Origin of the sequence: Shewanella sp. (assembly GCF_051658185.1) — a bacterium.
Taxonomy (GTDB): Bacteria; Pseudomonadota; Gammaproteobacteria; order Enterobacterales; family Shewanellaceae; genus Shewanella.
On the sequence record NZ_JBOFMC010000393.1, the window covers coordinates 1 to 16106 of the forward strand.

At 47.0% G+C, this 16106-nt stretch carries 15 protein-coding genes; 4 read left to right on the forward strand and 11 right to left on the reverse strand.

The window, feature by feature from the left end; genetic code table 11:
• Together ampC and emrD are read left to right on the forward strand one after the other, a co-directional pair.
• Positions 1 to 1056: class C beta-lactamase (ampC, locus tag ACRCZA_RS14720; protein ID WP_438675151.1), on the forward strand; the 1056-nt coding region annotated here is incomplete at its 5' end.
• A 266-nt stretch (positions 1057 to 1322) separates the two neighbouring features.
• Positions 1323 to 2564: a multidrug efflux MFS transporter EmrD gene (emrD, locus tag ACRCZA_RS14725; protein ID WP_438675152.1), complete on the forward strand. Its 1242-nt coding sequence runs from the start codon at positions 1323 to 1325 to the stop codon at positions 2562 to 2564.
• 105 nt (positions 2565 to 2669) lie between these two features.
• Here emrD and pssA read toward each other — a convergent pair whose 3' ends face one another.
• Both pssA and ACRCZA_RS14735 read right to left on the reverse strand, forming a co-directional pair.
• Positions 2670 to 3983 carry a CDP-diacylglycerol--serine O-phosphatidyltransferase gene (pssA, locus tag ACRCZA_RS14730; protein WP_438675153.1) on the reverse strand — a complete coding sequence of 438 codons (1314 nt, stop codon included), beginning with the start codon at positions 3981 to 3983 and terminating at the stop codon, positions 2670 to 2672.
• 11 nt (positions 3984 to 3994) lie between these two features.
• Positions 3995 to 4327 carry a DUF1904 domain-containing protein gene (locus ACRCZA_RS14735; protein ID WP_438675154.1) on the reverse strand — a complete coding sequence of 111 codons (333 nt, stop codon included), beginning with the start codon at positions 4325 to 4327 and terminating at the stop codon, positions 3995 to 3997.
• A 489-nt stretch (positions 4328 to 4816) separates the two neighbouring features.
• Here ACRCZA_RS14735 and ACRCZA_RS14740 point away from each other — a divergent pair, with 489 nt between their 5' ends.
• Positions 4817 to 4993, forward strand: a complete 177-nt coding sequence (locus ACRCZA_RS14740; protein ID WP_438675155.1) for a hypothetical protein — start codon at positions 4817 to 4819, stop codon at positions 4991 to 4993.
• Positions 4994 to 5075: 82 nt separating this feature from the next.
• Positions 5076 to 6608, forward strand: a complete 1533-nt coding sequence (gene dacB / locus ACRCZA_RS14745) for a D-alanyl-D-alanine carboxypeptidase/D-alanyl-D-alanine endopeptidase (protein ID WP_438675164.1) — start codon at positions 5076 to 5078, stop codon at positions 6606 to 6608.
• A gap of 389 nt (positions 6609 to 6997) precedes the next feature.
• Here dacB and ACRCZA_RS14750 read toward each other — a convergent pair whose 3' ends face one another.
• The 9 genes from ACRCZA_RS14750 to aroA form a co-directional block, all read right to left on the reverse strand.
• Entirely contained in the window at positions 6998 to 8755 is a 1758-nt protein-coding gene (locus ACRCZA_RS14750; protein ID WP_438675156.1) for an acyl-CoA dehydrogenase C-terminal domain-containing protein, read from the reverse strand.
• A gap of 208 nt (positions 8756 to 8963) precedes the next feature.
• Positions 8964 to 9506 (reverse strand): DUF2058 domain-containing protein, encoded by a 543-nt coding sequence (locus tag ACRCZA_RS14755; RefSeq protein ID WP_438675157.1) that lies wholly within the window; start codon positions 9504 to 9506, stop codon positions 8964 to 8966.
• Between the two features lie 116 nt (positions 9507 to 9622).
• Positions 9623 to 10327, reverse strand: a complete 705-nt coding sequence (gene pyrF / locus ACRCZA_RS14760) for an orotidine-5'-phosphate decarboxylase (RefSeq protein ID WP_438675158.1) — start codon at positions 10325 to 10327, stop codon at positions 9623 to 9625.
• Positions 10328 to 10368: 41 nt separating this feature from the next.
• Positions 10369 to 11529, reverse strand: coding sequence for a lipopolysaccharide assembly protein LapB (gene lapB / locus ACRCZA_RS14765; protein ID WP_438675159.1), 1161 nt, complete (start codon positions 11527 to 11529; stop codon positions 10369 to 10371).
• A gap of 1 nt (position 11530) precedes the next feature.
• A complete protein-coding gene (locus ACRCZA_RS14770) occupies positions 11531 to 11806 on the reverse strand; it encodes a LapA family protein (protein ID WP_438675160.1) in 276 nt (91 codons plus the stop codon).
• Positions 11807 to 11928: 122 nt separating this feature from the next.
• A complete protein-coding gene (ihfB, locus tag ACRCZA_RS14775) occupies positions 11929 to 12216 on the reverse strand; it encodes an integration host factor subunit beta (RefSeq protein ID WP_438675161.1) in 288 nt (95 codons plus the stop codon).
• Positions 12217 to 12287: 71 nt separating this feature from the next.
• Positions 12288 to 13955 carry a 30S ribosomal protein S1 gene (gene rpsA / locus ACRCZA_RS14780; protein WP_007647759.1) on the reverse strand — a complete coding sequence of 556 codons (1668 nt, stop codon included), beginning with the start codon at positions 13953 to 13955 and terminating at the stop codon, positions 12288 to 12290.
• Positions 13956 to 14057: 102 nt separating this feature from the next.
• A complete protein-coding gene (gene cmk / locus ACRCZA_RS14785) occupies positions 14058 to 14750 on the reverse strand; it encodes a (d)CMP kinase (RefSeq protein ID WP_438675162.1) in 693 nt (230 codons plus the stop codon).
• 304 nt (positions 14751 to 15054) lie between these two features.
• Positions 15055 to 16106: 3-phosphoshikimate 1-carboxyvinyltransferase (gene aroA, locus ACRCZA_RS14790; RefSeq protein WP_438675163.1), on the reverse strand; the 1052-nt coding region annotated here is incomplete at its 5' end.

The window sequence follows — 16106 nt, forward strand, 5'->3', positions numbered from 1 at the left end:
ATGGCTGAATATCAGATCCCAGGAACGGTCATCGGCATCACCTTTGAAGGTCAGCGTTATTTCTATCAATATGGCGTTAGCGCCAAAACCAGCGGACAAGCCGTTGATGAAAATACCCTATTTGAAATCGGCTCGATCAGCAAAACCCTTACCGCAACCCTTGCCAACTATGCCAAAGCCGAGGGTAAACTCAACTTAACCTTACCTGTTAGCCATTATGTCCCACAGTTAACGGGCAGTTCGTTTGACCGCATAAATCTTATCCATTTAGCGACACACACCGCAGGCAATTTACCCCTGCAAGTGCCTGATGAGGTAACGAATTTTCAGCAGTTAATGACCTTTTTCAAGACATGGAAACCCGCGTTTGCCGCAGGGACGCATCGAAATTACGCCAATCCGAGTATTGGGCTATTGGGGGTGATTGCCGCACAAAGCTTAGACCAAAGCTTTCAAGATGCCGTCGAGCAGCAGCTATTTGCTCCCCTCGGGATGACAAACAGTTATATCAAGGTTCCCAGTAACAAACAGGAGGAATATGCCCAAGGATATAACAAGCAGGATGTCCCCGTGCGCGTAAACCCCGGGGTGCTCGCCGATGAAGCCTATGGCGTCAAAACCTCGGCCAAGGATTTACTGCAATTTATCGAAGCTAATATGCAATTACATCCACTCTCCCCGTCGTTGCAAAAAGCACTTGATGAAACTCATCTCGGTTATTTTGATGTGGGCGTAATGACCCAAGCCATGATTTGGGAGCAGTATCCTTATCCGATGACGTTAGCACAGGCGCTTGCTGGCCATACTGAGCAACTGGTGTATAACAGTACGCCAGTGCGCGCCCTTGAGCCGCCTTTATCCACACACAGCGGTAATGCGGCACATGTGTGGATCAATAAAACCGGTTCTACGGGAGGATTTGCTGCCTATGTAGCCTATATCCCTGGCAAAAAATTGGGGATTGTCATGTTAAGTAATAAAAATTATCCCGTGCCACCAAGGGTGACTATGGGCTACCAGATCCTCACGGGGATTGATGCGCTAGCCCAACACTAAAGTGCCCCGCCAAAGCGAGCTAAATCAAAGCCGCATTAAATCGCAGGGGCAGGTATTTGCCCCTCATATCCACCTCAAGCCATCAACAGGCTGCTAACCCTTTAATAGCAAATCGTAAGGGTTACGTTACAGCAAAAAAGCGCGAGAAAAACTTATGTAAGGCATGAAAAAGAATCTTGCTCAATCAAGCTCTTCTCCTCTTGAAGTCAACAATATAGCGAGTAAGATGCGCGCCTCGATTTTATTCATCTTTTTATGGAATTATCATGCCTGGCCCAGATCATGCTCGCTTGCCGCCGTCTTCTCCTTCTGCAACAACACAGCGCGCGCCCCAACTGCTACTTATGCTGGTATTCATGGTGGCCTGCGGCCAAATGGCGCAGACGATCTTTGTGCCGGCATTGCCGCAAATGGCGACGGCCCTCAAGGTAGAAGCCACTCAGTTGCAAGCGGTAATGGCTTGTTATCTCTTGGCTTACGGGCTATTTCAATTTGTGTACGGTCCACTGTCGGATCGCGTGGGCCGCAAACTCCCGCTATTAATTGGGATTGGGATCTTTATTTTAGGGGCGTTCATCGCGACTCAAGCCGTGAGTTTTTATCAGCTTATTCTGGCAAGCTTGATCCAAGGCGTCGGCACAGCCAGTGCTGGCGCATTATGTCGCAGTATTCCGCGGGATCACTATTTTGGTGAACCATTAGTCAAATTTAATAGCTATGTTTCGATGGCGGTCGTGTTTTTACCGCTTGTGGCCCCTTTTATTGGCAGTATGACCGCGGCTTACTTGGGGTGGCAGGCCGTCTATTGGGTGTTAATGGGATTTGGGATGGTCGCTTGGTGTTTACTCTTGTGTGGCTTTAAGGAATCGTTGCCGCGCTCAAAACGGGAACATCGGCCAATCATGGCCTCCTATCGCCATGTGCTGCGCCATAAAAGTTTTAAAGGTTATTTATGTTCGTTAATCGCAACCTTTGCTGGCATTGCGGCTTTTGAAGCCATCGCGGGGGTGCTTTACGGCCAATATTTAGCGTTATCGCCTTTGATGGTCAGTTGCTATTTTGTCGCACCGATCCCGGGCTATTTACTCGGGGCATTTATCGCAGGGCGGCAAAAGCGGCCACAGCGCACTGTGTATCAAGGCGTGGCGCTACTCGGTGCGGGGGCGTTACTGTTGTTAATTCCGGGGATATTTCAATTAGTGGTGGGATGGAGTTTGCTTATCGGTTCAATACTCTTTTTTAGTGGCGCGGGGATGCTATTTCCGACCCTCACCTCTGCGGCCTTAGAGCCATTTCCACGTCAGGCAGGTATTGCCGGCGCCCTATTGGGGGGATTACAAAACTTTGGCGCGGGACTTGCGGCATTGTCGATGTCATTAGTGCCTATGGGGGGGCAACTGAGTATCGGCTTACTGAGTGCGTTGATGGTGGTGTTAGTGATCGTCTCCTTGCACTATGCCCGCGATCAACAGGCTCCCCATCCAGATCTCATGCTGCAAAACAGTTAACCGCTTAGGTGAGCGTCGTTCGCCCTAAGATTGGGCTGCACAAACCCATATAGAATGCGCTAAACAATAAAGCCCACAGCAATGTGGGCTTTAGCTTTTGGAGACTTAAAGAATTCGCCTGAGTAAAAAGTCGGCTTTTAATCTTCTTATCCGCGTCATAATTTTTTTAACTGGCGCAGGGTAATTCTGCAGGGTATCGACCTGACTATAGTGATATAACCGCTGGGTATGTTCGAGGATATGCGCCTGCTCGGCCTCAAAGTGCGCTTGCCAACAGCCGCTATCATCTTGCAGCAACAGACCATTTTCGAGATCCAATGCCCAAGCTCTTGGATTGAGATTCGACCCCGTGATCAAATGCTTATTGCCATCGGCACTGATCCCTTTTAAGTGGTAACTGTTGTTGCCATGCTTCCACAGATGAATGTTCAACTGACCGTTATCAATTGCCCATTGCTGACGTTTGGCAAATTTACGCAAGGATTGCTCATACATATAGGGCAATGCCCCGATGGTTGAAAAGTCCTGCTCTGGCGGAATATAAAAGTCGTTGGCCGTTTTGTCGCCAACGACGATATCGATACGTTTGCCATTGCGTAAATGCTTTGCCAGCGCGCGCACTAAGATGTACGGCGGATTAAAGTACGGGGTGCAAATAAATAATGCTTCTTTTGACTCTTCCACTAAAGCCAGCACCACTTTATTGAGCCGATTTTTTTTACGGCCTAAGCCCACTAATGGGGTGATGCGATTACCGCCAGTGGTCGCGGCAAACTCGTAGTGGGCTTCGGCTAAGCGTAATTTAAAGCTACGCACGTCGGCTTTGGACGGCAACACTTCTTGATGAGGCGCTTGAGTTAACGATGTCACTGCAGGATCGCTGGTAATAAAACGCTGGATCATTGCACGCATACTGCGGGCCAATTCTGCCGACTCAATCAGATGGTAACGGTCAAATCGATACTTATCTTGTTGTTGCAGATAGATATTATTTAAACTGGCTCCGCTGAAGATCACCGCATCATCAATAATGAATCCCTTAAGATGCAATACTCCCATAAATTCACGGGATTTGACCGGAACACCCAAAATGTCAATCGGGTGCAACGCATCGGCCATCACTTGGCGATACATCAGGTAGTTGCCGCTATCGCCCTTATGGCCAATCAGGCCGCGCCGTGCCCGGTGAAAATCAACCAAGACTTTAATATCTAAGGCAGGATTGTTGGCTTTTGCGGCCATCAGTGCCTGTAATACTTCCCGCCCAGCTTCATCATCTTCTAAATACAGCGCAGCAAGATAAATGCTGTGTTTCGCATTTTCGATACGTGCGAGTAACTCGGCCTTAAAACGGCGAGGCGTAAGCAACCACGTTAAAGCCTCGGGTTGAACGGCTATTCCACCAAGCTTATCTAGCAAGGCATCCTCCTTTAAACATGCTGACCACCCCGATAGGAAGCACTAGGGCTTAGTGACAAAAACATCACTGCAATGTGAGTTAATTCAGGATAGGCTTCAGCCACTGTCAGCCTGATCATTTGTTCGACTTTTAGGTGAATATCAGGATCTTTGGGGAACCACAGTAACTCAACTTGGACAAAACGCTGGTCAATTTTACCATTGCGGTAGCTGATGCTGGGCACCCAATCTAATGTGAAACTTTCTGCATTACCTTTACATATCGCCGCCAATGACTGCAGTAATGGTTGGCTAAACGCTGCGACGACCGCCTGTGGTAAGCCGCGCATACTAATATGAGGCATGGTTTCCTGATTACCTAAGATCCTAAAATCATAAGGGGTAGAAATTACCGACTTCAACCCCGCTCGGCAAGGCTTTTCTCCCAAAAGTCGACGCTAGACCATGGGTTTTGCTGATAATTTGAGCGTTAAGGCGGCAGGGCTAACAAGGTGTGCTGTTTATCAGCGCCAGAGCGCCGATTTTCTGCTCAATACCGTACTCGGCCAACTATGCCACTGACGCCCATCATGGCGTTATCCTTTTATCATCACGCTCGGCAATAAACTAGCCGAAACCTTGGCAACGGCTGAAGGACCATTTCAGTCTGATCTGACAGCGCGCGGTGATGGGATGCTCAGTATTTCGCGTGAAGCTTAACTTAAGATGAATGGTGTTGCCGCAATCCATATGACATACAAATCACAAAATACACCTCAGGCCAAGCAAAGCGATCCCGATTAAGCGGGTTTTAGCGTAAACTGACCTTTCTTTTAGCCACTCGATTAATGACGATGAATAAGAAAATCTTGCTGACCCTCGCGCTAACATTATTAGCAGCATGGGGAATTTTTCATTTTAAAAGTGCCCTTGGATTACTGATTTTGCCCCTGTTTATTGCGCTGGTGTTGTGTGTCACCCTTTGGCTATATCGTCTTATGGAGAAAGATGACGGCAACAATGGACAGTAACTCTCCCCTATACACAGGCTTTGTAACAACACGGTGGCGCCATCGCGTCACTGGCGTATTGTTACGCGCCCTGCCCTTGATAATGTGCGCTGGGCAGTCAGTGGCAACGCCCCATGAATCATCTGCGTCGCAGCCGCAAGTGGTTACGCAAGCACAAGCTGCGATATTAAAAAACCTCCCAGCGCCCGCAGGCTCGGCGTTAGCAACCTCGGTGCTCAGTGAGCCGTTGACGCAACAGCTTGCTGACATTCAGCCACTCCAATCCCAAACGGGGGTGTTGGTTATCGATCCTAGCACTGACCAAGTGCTTTATAGTCACCAAGCACAAAGTCTATTGATCCCCGCCAGTACCCAAAAATTGCTGACTGCGGTGGCCGCGATTGCCGAGCTTGGACCTGAGTTTCGTTATGCCACCGAACTTTGGAGCGATGCCCCTATCCGCCAAGGTCATCTTGCTGGTAGCCTGTATTTACGTTTTAGCGGCGATCCGAGTTTAACTCAGGCAAATCTTAAAGCCCTACTTGGCCAGTTAGGCGAGCAAGGGATCACCCAGATTGACGGTCATATTTATCTTGTTGGTGAGCAGCAAGAGCAAGTACACGCTCCCGGTTGGGTATGGGATGATTTGGGGATTTGTTATGCCGCGCCCGTGTCGAACTTTATCATCGATCAAAATTGTGTTTATGGACAACTGCAACCAAGTGCCAATGGCAAGGCTTCGCAAGTTAACCTGGCCAGCAGCAGTGTTGGCATTAAGATCAGCAGTGATGTGCAATTTACGCCAAACGCCGACGCTGAATTTTGTCAATTAGCGCTCATCCGTCAAGGCGCGAATCGCTATCATCTTCAGGGATGTCATCCTCAACACCAAGCCGTCCCTTTGGCAATTGCGGTGACCGAACCGCAACAATTTGCCCAAGATGCCGTAAGGGCAATCGTTAATAACAACCACAATCTTACCCTCGCAGGGAAAGTGAAAGTGGCGTATTCGTTGCCGTCTAACGCCAAATTTATCCAAAGCCATCAGTCAGCACCATTACCCGAACTGCTCGATATCATGCTGCTCAAATCAGATAATTTGATTGCCGACAGTTTATTTAAACAAGTGGGTAAACATTATTATCAGACCCAGAGCAGTTTTACCCATGGCAGCGCCGCGATGAGGCGCATTTTAACAGCCTTAGGCATCGACTTAACCAGTGCAAATATCGTCGATGGCTCAGGGCTATCACGCTATAACCTGCTAAATGCAAAGCAGCTTGCCGATGTACTTCGCTTAATTCACCAGGATGCCCGCTTTCAGGGGCTCATTGCCAGTTTGCCCCAAGCCGGAAAAACCGGCACCTTAAAATATCGTCGAGGTTATACCACTGCGCCGCTTAAAGAACGGATCTTTGCCAAAACGGGCTCAATGCAAGGCGTGGCCAATTTAGCGGGATTTATTCGTTTACCTGATCAGCAAGACATCCTATTTGTTGTGCTCGAAAATGGCATCAGCCCGGAGCTTAATAAGCTGCGCAAACCGGCATTTAGCGCCGATTTTTTAAGTGAATTGGTTAAGATGATCCGCAAAGATGCCCCAAACTCAACGAGTCATAAGCTGACCTCACCTTAACTTTCACCTGACATTGGGCGTGGTTAGCCTAGATGGGTAACTCAGCTTGATGAGTTAAAAAAATAAAATAGGCTGGTAGAACGAGCCTGTCACAGCAGTGACAGGGGGCAATGCGGCTATTTTGGGCTTATGGTTATCGCGTGTGGCCGCCACAATGTTCCCTATCAAGGGGGGATGAATTTCAGCAAACGCACTGAAGTGCCAGTGCGTTTGCTGATGTTAGCATGTTAGCGTGTTTAGCTAGCGGGCTGAATCACTCTCAGATTAATTTAACAGTTTAATGTAACCCTTTAATATTAAAGAGCATGACTTAAGCGTACTGCCTAAAATGCTGCTCCTTAAACTGCGCCGTCAAACTGCTAACATAACGATTGCGAACATAGCGATGGTTAAAATAATTCTGCTGGCATTGCCATGGTAGTCCTATCGCCGGCGCTCACCTGTGCTAAATGGTAATCGGCTTTCGGGAGCAACTTATCAAAATAGAACTGCGCGAGATAACCCTTCTGCTCGGCAAAGTTGTTATCCTCATGGTTCGCGACTTTATCGACCATCGTTAACCAATAAAACCCGTAGAGGGTATAACCAAAAGCATCTAAAAAATCGACGGCGCAGGCATTGATCAGCGCAGGTTGCGCCAATTTTTGTGCATTAATTGATTCTGCCACCTTAATCAAAGCATCAAAACGCTCGCTGACAGCCAAAATTTGAGCCTCACTGACCTGAGTAAAACTCGCCATTTGCGCTTTAAGATCGGCCACCAATTCGTTTAGAGCCGTTAAATTGTCTCCAGTGACTTTACGCCCAAGAAAATCGATGGCTTGAATACCATTGGTCCCTTCATAAATTTGAGCAATTCGGGTATCACGCACCAGTTGTTCCACACCGGTTTCGCGAATATAGCCATGCCCACCAAAGACTTGCTGCGCCATAATTGTGGCATCAAGACCGCGGTCCGTTAAAAAGGCCTTAGCCACCGGGGTGAGTAAGCCAACATAACGGGCGGCTTTCGCTTTCACTTCATCCTCGGCAAATTTTGCCAGATCGAGTTGCAAGCCTGTAAATACCGATAATGCCCGACCGGCTTCGGTCATCGCTCGGATAGTGAGCAGCATACGCCGCACATCCCCATGGACAATGATAGGATCAGGATCGGAACCTGTAGGTGAACCACCCGCCGCAACGCCTTGATAGCGTTCTTTAGCATATTCTGCCGCCATCTGGTATGCGGCTTGCGCACTTCCTAATCCTTGAATACCAATGGCTAAACGCTCGTAATTCATCATAGTGAACATACACACTAGGCCACGATTGGCTTGGCCAATTAAGTAACCTTTAGCATTGTCGTAATTCATAACACAGGTTGCCGATCCCTTTAGGCCCATTTTGTGTTCAATAGAGCCGACGGTGACCCCGTTATGTTCACCTAAGCTACCATCCGCATTGACGGTTATTTTAGGCACTAAAAACAATGAAATACCGCTGCTATCAGCAATTTTCGCTAACACTAAATGAATGACGTTATCAGTGAGATCATGATCGCCACCCGTGATAAAAATTTTACTGCCGGTGATGCCGTAACTACCATCATCTTGTGGTACGGCGCGAGTGCGAATATGGCGTAAATCCGAGCCCGCTTGTGGCTCAGTCATATCCATCGCCCCTGCCCACTCGCCTGAATATAATTTTGGCAAATACGTTTGCTTAAGCGCGTCGCTGCCATGGGCGTTGATGCATAACGCCGCTCCTGCGGTTAGCGAGCCGTACAGGGTGAACGCATTGCAAGCACCGTAGGCCATCTCATCAACTAAGATCCCTAACATTTTTGGCATGCCCATTCCGCCAAATTCAGGATCACCACACAGGCCAATCCACCCACCTTGGGAATATTGGTCATACACCGCTTTATAGCCATCAGGTGTGATCACATTATCGTCCTGATGCACCACTCCTTGCTCATCTCCCGCACGATTTAGGGGATGGATCAGCTCACTGCTGATCTTTGCCGCCTCTTCTAGGATTGCATTCGCGGTATCTATATCGATCATGTCTGCAATGTCAGGTAATTGTGCCCAGGTAGTCGGGGCATCAAATACATGCTCGAGCAAAAAACGCATATCCGTTAAGGGGGCTTGATAAGGATTCATTGGTATACTCTTAAACGTAGGATTTAAACAGTTGTTTTAATTTATACCAGTTCAAAATAGAAAACAACTTGTAACCCATTCTCGTAAAATTGAATATGCCCCTCAACAGGGGCAACGGGCATAAAAAAGCCCTTAAGTTGGCTTAAGGGCTATTATAAAAGTTTAAACTTACGCCTGTCGTGGTGCTAACTCACGGATACGCGAAAAGCTACCACATTAAATCATCGGGGATCGCGTAATCGGCATAAGGATCGTCCTCGGTCACTACGGCTTTTGATTCATCCTGTTGCCATAAGTAGCCGCACCACTGAGGCACAAGTAAGTGCACCCGCTCAGCCAGTTTGTGGGGAACAAGGTAACTCTTATCTTCATACCGGATGATACCTAAATGGCCTTGGAGCAATTCGGCTTGGATTTTTTCATCGATATATAAAGAATAAATTTTATTTTCAAGAGTATAGTTAAATTTGATCTCAGCATGATTTGGAACTTTGATTGCAAATTTTGAAAATTCACTGATCAAACCACGCACTTGACCACGGGCGGTTGCTTCGGCAAAACGCTGCTCATTAAGCGCTTTGTCTTTTTCTGCTTGTAAGCGTTTTTGCTCAGCGACCTCTTGCTTTAAGGCTGCAGAGCCATCGTCGACACGGGCTTTTTTATCGCGACGTTTTTGGGTTTTAACGTCACGCACCTTTTGTTTACTGGCAAGTCCAGCTTTTAATAACTGCTCTTGTAATGCATTGGCCATGAAATTTTACCTTCATCATCGAACATCCTAGCCTTAATTATGGACGAAGTAACCCCATTTAAGGCTAGGACTCTTGTGATTGACACTTTGTTCTAGAGAGAACACCTTGCACCAGCTTAGCGAGTCACTGCTAAGGATTGATGGATAGCGTGTAATGCAGCTAAAGGGTCGGCTGCTTTGGTTATGGGTCGGCCTATCACTAAATAATCGGCACCAGCTGCTAACGCCTCGGGTGGCGTCATCACTCGGTGTTGGTCGCCCACCTCGCTACCTAAAGGACGGATCCCCGGAGTGATTAACTTAAACTCTTTACCCAATAGCGCCTTAAGTGCAGATGCTTCCTGAGCCGAGCAGACTACACCATCAAGTCCTGCTTGCTGAGTGAGTTTGGCTAAACGCTGGACATGCTCAAAGGCCGGGACATTAATTCCCAGTAAGTTAAGATCCTCATCACTCATGGAGGTCAATACCGTCACTGCGATTAACATAGGCGCTTGCTCGCCGTAAGGGAGCAAGGCTTTTTTGGCGGCTTCCATCATGGCTAAGCCGCCACTGGCATGCACGTTGGTCATCCATACGCCAAGTTCAGCGGCTGCGGCCACCGCTTTAGCCACGGTATTGGGAATATCGTGAAATTTCAAATCAAGAAAGAGATCAAAACCACGAGCATGGATATCTTTAACCAGTTCAGGACCAAACAGGGTAAACATTTCTTTGCCAACTTTTAAGCGGCACATGTTGGGATCGAGCTTATCTACCAATGCTAACGCATGGTTTTTATTATCGTAATCTAGCGCTACGAGGATAGGTTTAGTCGTCATTATTTCTCCGACGGGGTTACACTTTGGCGGTATTTAATCAATCATTCGCCGTCTAAGCCTCTGATCCGCTTAATGCTGCCCCATTTTTTACAGGAAGGACAGTACCAGTAAAGTCCATGGGATGGAAAACCACATTCTTTACAGCGGTAGCTTGGACGGAACTTAATTTGTTGTTCAACCAGCTGCTCTAGCATCGTTAAACTTTGTTTGGCTTGGCCTTCTTCGGCTTGACGCAAATGCATTTGCATCAGGTGCTGGAACCCTTTCATCGTCGGATGACGATAGAGAGCATCAAGCACAATATTTTCTGCCGCTTTTATTTCATCGAGACTGATCAAATGCTCTGCTAATGCTACAACAACCGATGCACCAGCACCCGCAGCCATGGCACCGGCGAGTAACTCTTGATAGCCCTCGGGATCTTGGGTATCCGTAAACACGAGTTTTGCTGTGGGTAAAGCATCGGCAAAAAGCTCTATATCGGCCTCTTTAAGGGCAATTAACATGGCTTTAGATTGCTGATACTGCTGAAGATCCACAAATTTCTTGGCCAAGGTCAATAAAGCTCTGCCACATTGAGGATCTTGCTTAAGGGCCTGCTGTAACAGCTTAATCTTTTCATCATCATTGTTTGCCTCATCCGCTAATTGACAATAAAAATGCGCAGTAATTGACTTTAATGCCTGTTGCCGCTTTCGGCTTAGCCCTTTGGTGATATCAATGGCCTTCTGCCATTCCTTTGTCACCTGATAAATATCAATTAACTGCGTTTCTGACTCTTCACTGTGATCATCTTGACTCACCAAATTGATGAAAATTTCTTCCGCCCTATCGTAAAATCCTGCCGCAAGATAATCTTTGCCCAACTCCATCATCGCGATGTCCCGTTGTTCATTGGTCAAGCTTGGTCTTGCAATCAGATTTTGATGAATACGAATGGAACGATCCACTTCACCACGCTTACGAAACAGTGAACCTAACGATAAATGGGTATCGATAGTGTCATCATCCACATCCAGCATGCTGATAAATAAATCAACCGCCTTATCCGATTCATTCGAAAGCAGGAAATTGAGGCCAGTAAAATAATCGCGGCTTAATTGTTTGCGTTGATTACTCTGATTCTGCCTTATGCTCCGCCGTCCCATGTACCAGCCATAGCCAGCAGCAATAGGGAGCAGCAGGAAAAGGATCTCAAGCATATTAGGCGTCTACACCCTGGGGAACTTTAGCGGGTTGCACATTTAACTTTTTTTGGGCGGCCGCTAAAGCTAATTTGAGTCTAAGAATATAAAAACAAGCAAACACCCAGCTCAGTAAAAAGCCAGCAGAAAACACTACCGCCAAGACCAAAGGTAAACGATATTCACCTTGGGCGACAAAATAGCTGATCGTTACCATTTGTTCATTACGAGCACCGAAAATCAACGCTAAAATAAAAAACACTGCCACGATGACAGTTGCAAAAAATGATTTCACGTTGAACTCCCTAAATGCATTTCAATTTTATGATTATCCAAGAAATTTACTTTGCTGGCCAGCATTGCCTTGCATTAGATACAAAAAAGCCCCCTAACGGAGGCTTTTTACTCTACGGTTAATTACGCATTCACGGCATCAACACGTTCGCGCAGTTCTTTGCCTGGCTTAAAGTGCGGGACATATTTGCCTTCCAATTCAACGGATGAACCCGTTTTTGGATTCCGGCCAGTACGCGGCGCACGATAATGAAGCGAGAAACTACCAAAACCACGGATCTCGATACGATCACCGCTTTCTAATGTTGTTGCCATTTGCTCCAACATTTCTTTGATTGCGCCTTCAACCTCTTTCGCCGACAGCTGCGACTGCCTGGTGGCGAGTTTTTCGATCAGTTCGGATTTAGTCATCCTAGCTATCCCCTATTATCAAGCCAAACACAGTCGCCTAATGGGGAGAAAACTCCCCATACAACAGGCGATTATTTACGAGCTGCTTTAAACGCTTCAGCCATTGCATTACTAATAACAGCGTCTTCTTGTTTATTCAAGGTCGCCATTACTTCTTTTTCTTCAGCTTCGTCTTTTGCTTTGATTGACAGGCTGATAGAACGGTTCTTGCGATCAACGCCCATGAACTTAGCTTCGATAGCATCACCTACGTTGTAAACAGTAGATGCATCTTCGATACGTTCACGGCTGATGTCAGCTACACGGATGTAACCTTCAACAGTGTCAGCCAGTTCAACAGTCACACCTTTAGCATCAACAGCAGAAACAGTACCGTTTACGATAGTCCCTTTCTTCTTGTCGGCTAAGTATGCGTTGAATGGATCGTCTTCAGTTTGTTTAACACCTAAGCTGATGCGCTCACGCTCTGGGTCAACAGACAGAACCACTGCGTGGATTTCGTCGCCTTTCTTGTACTCAGATACTGCGTCTTCGCCAGTGCCGTTCCAAGAAATGTCAGACAGGTGAACTAAACCATCGATACCGCCGTCAAGACCGATGAAGATACCGAAGTCAGTGATTGACTTGATCTTACCAGAAACCTTGTCGCCTTTGTTGTAACGAGTTGCGAAGTCATCCCATGGGTTGGTCTTACATTGCTTCAGACCTAGAGAAATACGACGACGCTCTTCATCGATGTCCAGAACCAGAACTTCAACTTCATCACCTAAGTTAACCACTTTAGATGGGTGGATGTTCTTGTTAGTCCAATCCATTTCAGAAACGTGAACTAAACCTTCAACGCCTTCTTCGATTTCAACGAAACAACCGTAGTCAGTCAGGTTAGTTACGCGACCAGTTAACTTAGTGTTTTCTGGGTAGCGCTTGCTGATTTCTAACCATGGATCTTCGCCAAGTTGTTTCAGACCTAGAGACACACGAGTGCGCTCACGATCGTACTTCAGCACTTTAACGTTGATTTCGTCGCCAACGTTAACGATTTCAGATGGGTGCTTAACGCGTTTCCATGCCATATCAGTGATATGTAACAGACCGTCAACGCCACCTAAATCTACGAATGCACCGTAGTCAGTCAGGTTCTTAACGATACCTTTAACTGCTTGACCTTCTTGCAGGTTTTCTAACAGTGCATCACGCTCAGCGCTGCTTTCTGATTCGATAACTGCACGACGAGAAACAACCACGTTGTTACGCTTCTGGTCGAGTTTGATAACTTTGAATTCTAATTCTTTGTACTCTAAGTGAGCGGTGTCGCGAACTGGGCGCACGTCAACTAGAGAACCTGGTAAGAAGGCACGGATACCGTTTAATTCAACAGTGAAACCGCCTTTCACTTTACCATTGATGATACCGATTACAGTTTCAGCATCTTCGTAAGCTTTTTCCAGAACGATCCAAGCTTCGTGACGTTTCGCTTTTTCGCGAGACAGTTGAGTCTCACCAAAGCCGTCTTCAACAGAGTCAAGGGCAACGTCAACTTCATCACCAACAGCGATTTCTAAAACACCTTGAGCGTTTTTGAATTGTTCAGCTGGGATTGGGCTTTCAGACTTCAGACCCGCGTCAACCAGTACCATACCGTTTTCGATGGCAACAACAGTACCACGAACGATAGAACCTGGACGGAATTCCAGAGTTTGAAGGGATTGTTCAAATAGATCAGCAAAAGATTCAGTCATGTTTAGGTTACTTTCTTTAATAAACCACGGTCAGTCCTAGACGTGGAGTCAGTCTAATTATCCGTATCATCCTTAATACGAATACCTATCCAGTGACAGACGTTAGTCAGTACTGGATAACTTTTGGTTGATGTGCTTGAGCGCAAGCTCAAGTACTTCATCTATGCCTTTTCCGCTGGTATCAATGACAAGCGCATCCTCGGCGGGGACTAATGGAGCCACCGGACGATTCATATCACGCTCATCACGCTCGATAATCTCACTTAAAAGGCGCTCGATGTTAACATCGAAGCCCTTGTCCTGCAACTGATTATAGCGTCTTTGCGCGCGTTCCTCTGCCGAGGCGGTTAAATATAATTTTGCCGGTGCACTCGGGAATACAACTGTCCCCATATCGCGGCCATCTGCGATTAATCCTGGTGACGTTCTAAAAGCGCGTTGACGGCGTAGTAAGGCTTCTCTAACCCGTGGGAATGCGGCGACTTTAGAGGCCGCATTCGAACACTCTTGGGTGCGAATATCGGTGGTGACATCCTCACCTTCTAATATCACTCTTACGGGATCTTTATCGTTACCCGTTAAAAATTTCACATCAAGATGCGCCGCGAGCAACGTGATTGATTCTTCATTTTCCAATTCAACATCGTGATGAATGGCGGCAAGCGCAAGAACTCGGTAAATAGCACCACTATCAAGTAGTTGCCAACCTAAATGCTGGGCTAATAATTGACTAATGGTACCTTTACCAGCACCACTTGGGCCGTCGATTGTGACTACTGGAGCCCGTTCTGACATACATTCCTCCGCAAAAAATAATCATCATCCGTGAGTTCATCAAGTGAGCCCCGAAAATGAGCGCGCCGCATTATACAATAAAAGCCAAAAAAATCCGTGGATTTTTTACGGCAAGATAACATGGGATAATAGTCATTTAGGCTTTACGAAGGTTGCCTCACCTTCAACAGGCGAGGCTTAAGAAAATGATCCGGCTTAAGCAAAGCTAACTTTTTGTAAACTAAGGCAAGCGTCAATCATGAGGCATGTTAGGGTAAACACACCACGCTCCACTTTGCCTTATCGGTTCTCTGTATCATAACGCTTAGAGCGACACAGATTGCAGATTCGCTAATTGAGTAAAATAATCCGGAAAGGTCTTCGAGGTACAATCAGGATCATTGATAGTTATGCCGCAATCTGCAAAGGCTAACATGGAAAAACACATGGCCATGCGGTGATCATTGTAAGTATCAATTTCTGCAGTATTAATGATCGCAGGAGGGGTGATTTTAATGTAATCCTTGCCCTCTTCCACCTCAGCGCCAACTTTACGGAGCTCCGTTGCCATGGCCGCTAGGCGGTCGGTTTCTTTTATCCGCCAATTATAAATATTGCGGATAACTGTTGTGCCCTTAGCAAATAAGGCCGCGGTGGCAATGGTCATGGCCGCATCGGGAATATGATTTAAATCCAAATCAATTGCCGTTAAAGGCGCCGCGCGGGCGATAATGTAGTCGTCCCCCCATTCAATATTGGCCCCCATTTTTTCAAGCACATCAGCAAACTGCACATCGCCTTGAATGCTTAAACGACCAACGCCAGTGACTTTAACCTGTCCCCCTTTAATGGCACCCGCCGCTAAAAAATAAGAAGCCGATGAGGCATCCCCTTCAACCAGTACTTTACCCGGAGACACATAGTGCTGGCCTGCGCGAATTTCAAAGCGGGCATAATGATGGTTAATGACTTCGACCCCAAACTGCGCCATCAAAGCTAACGTGATATCAATATAAGGTTTTGAGACTAATTCGCCTGTGACATGGATATTGACACTGTCCTTCGCCAAGGGGGCCACCATTAGCAGCGCCGTTAAAAACTGGCTTGATAAATCTCCAGCTATTTGCACATCACCGCCATTAAGGCCCGTCGCATTAATGGTTAATGGCGGAAAACCGTCATTTTTAAGGTAAACAATATTGGCTCCCAGTTGTCTTAGGGCATCAACTAAATCGCCAATGGGGCGTTCTTCCATACGCGGCTCGCCCGTTAACGTAAACTCGCCTTGTCCTAAGGTTAAGGCCGCGCACAGAGGCCGCATGGCCGTGCCAGCGTTACCTAAAAATAAGGTTTGCGCATTGGCCGCTGATATTGCGC

What these genes read in the sequence shown, in the direction of transcription:
- emrD (WP_438675152.1), top strand. Translation starts at nt 1,323, where the DNA reads ATGCCTGGCCCAGATCATGCTCGCTTGCCGCCGTCTTCTCCTTCTGCA.
- ACRCZA_RS14735 (WP_438675154.1), bottom strand. Translation starts at nt 4,327, where the DNA reads ATGCCTCATATTAGTATGCGCGGCTTACCACAGGCGGTCGTCGCAGCG.
- ACRCZA_RS14740 (WP_438675155.1), top strand. Translation starts at nt 4,817, where the DNA reads ATGAATAAGAAAATCTTGCTGACCCTCGCGCTAACATTATTAGCAGCA.
- dacB (WP_438675164.1), top strand. Translation starts at nt 5,076, where the DNA reads ATGTGCGCTGGGCAGTCAGTGGCAACGCCCCATGAATCATCTGCGTCG.
- ACRCZA_RS14750 (WP_438675156.1), bottom strand. Translation starts at nt 8,755, where the DNA reads ATGAATCCTTATCAAGCCCCCTTAACGGATATGCGTTTTTTGCTCGAG.
- ACRCZA_RS14755 (WP_438675157.1), bottom strand. Translation starts at nt 9,506, where the DNA reads ATGGCCAATGCATTACAAGAGCAGTTATTAAAAGCTGGACTTGCCAGT.
- pyrF (WP_438675158.1), bottom strand. Translation starts at nt 10,327, where the DNA reads ATGACGACTAAACCTATCCTCGTAGCGCTAGATTACGATAATAAAAAC.
- lapB (WP_438675159.1), bottom strand. Translation starts at nt 11,529, where the DNA reads ATGCTTGAGATCCTTTTCCTGCTGCTCCCTATTGCTGCTGGCTATGGC.
- ihfB (WP_438675161.1), bottom strand. Translation starts at nt 12,216, where the DNA reads ATGACTAAATCCGAACTGATCGAAAAACTCGCCACCAGGCAGTCGCAG.
- rpsA (WP_007647759.1), bottom strand. Translation starts at nt 13,955, where the DNA reads ATGACTGAATCTTTTGCTGATCTATTTGAACAATCCCTTCAAACTCTG.
- cmk (WP_438675162.1), bottom strand. Translation starts at nt 14,750, where the DNA reads ATGTCAGAACGGGCTCCAGTAGTCACAATCGACGGCCCAAGTGGTGCT.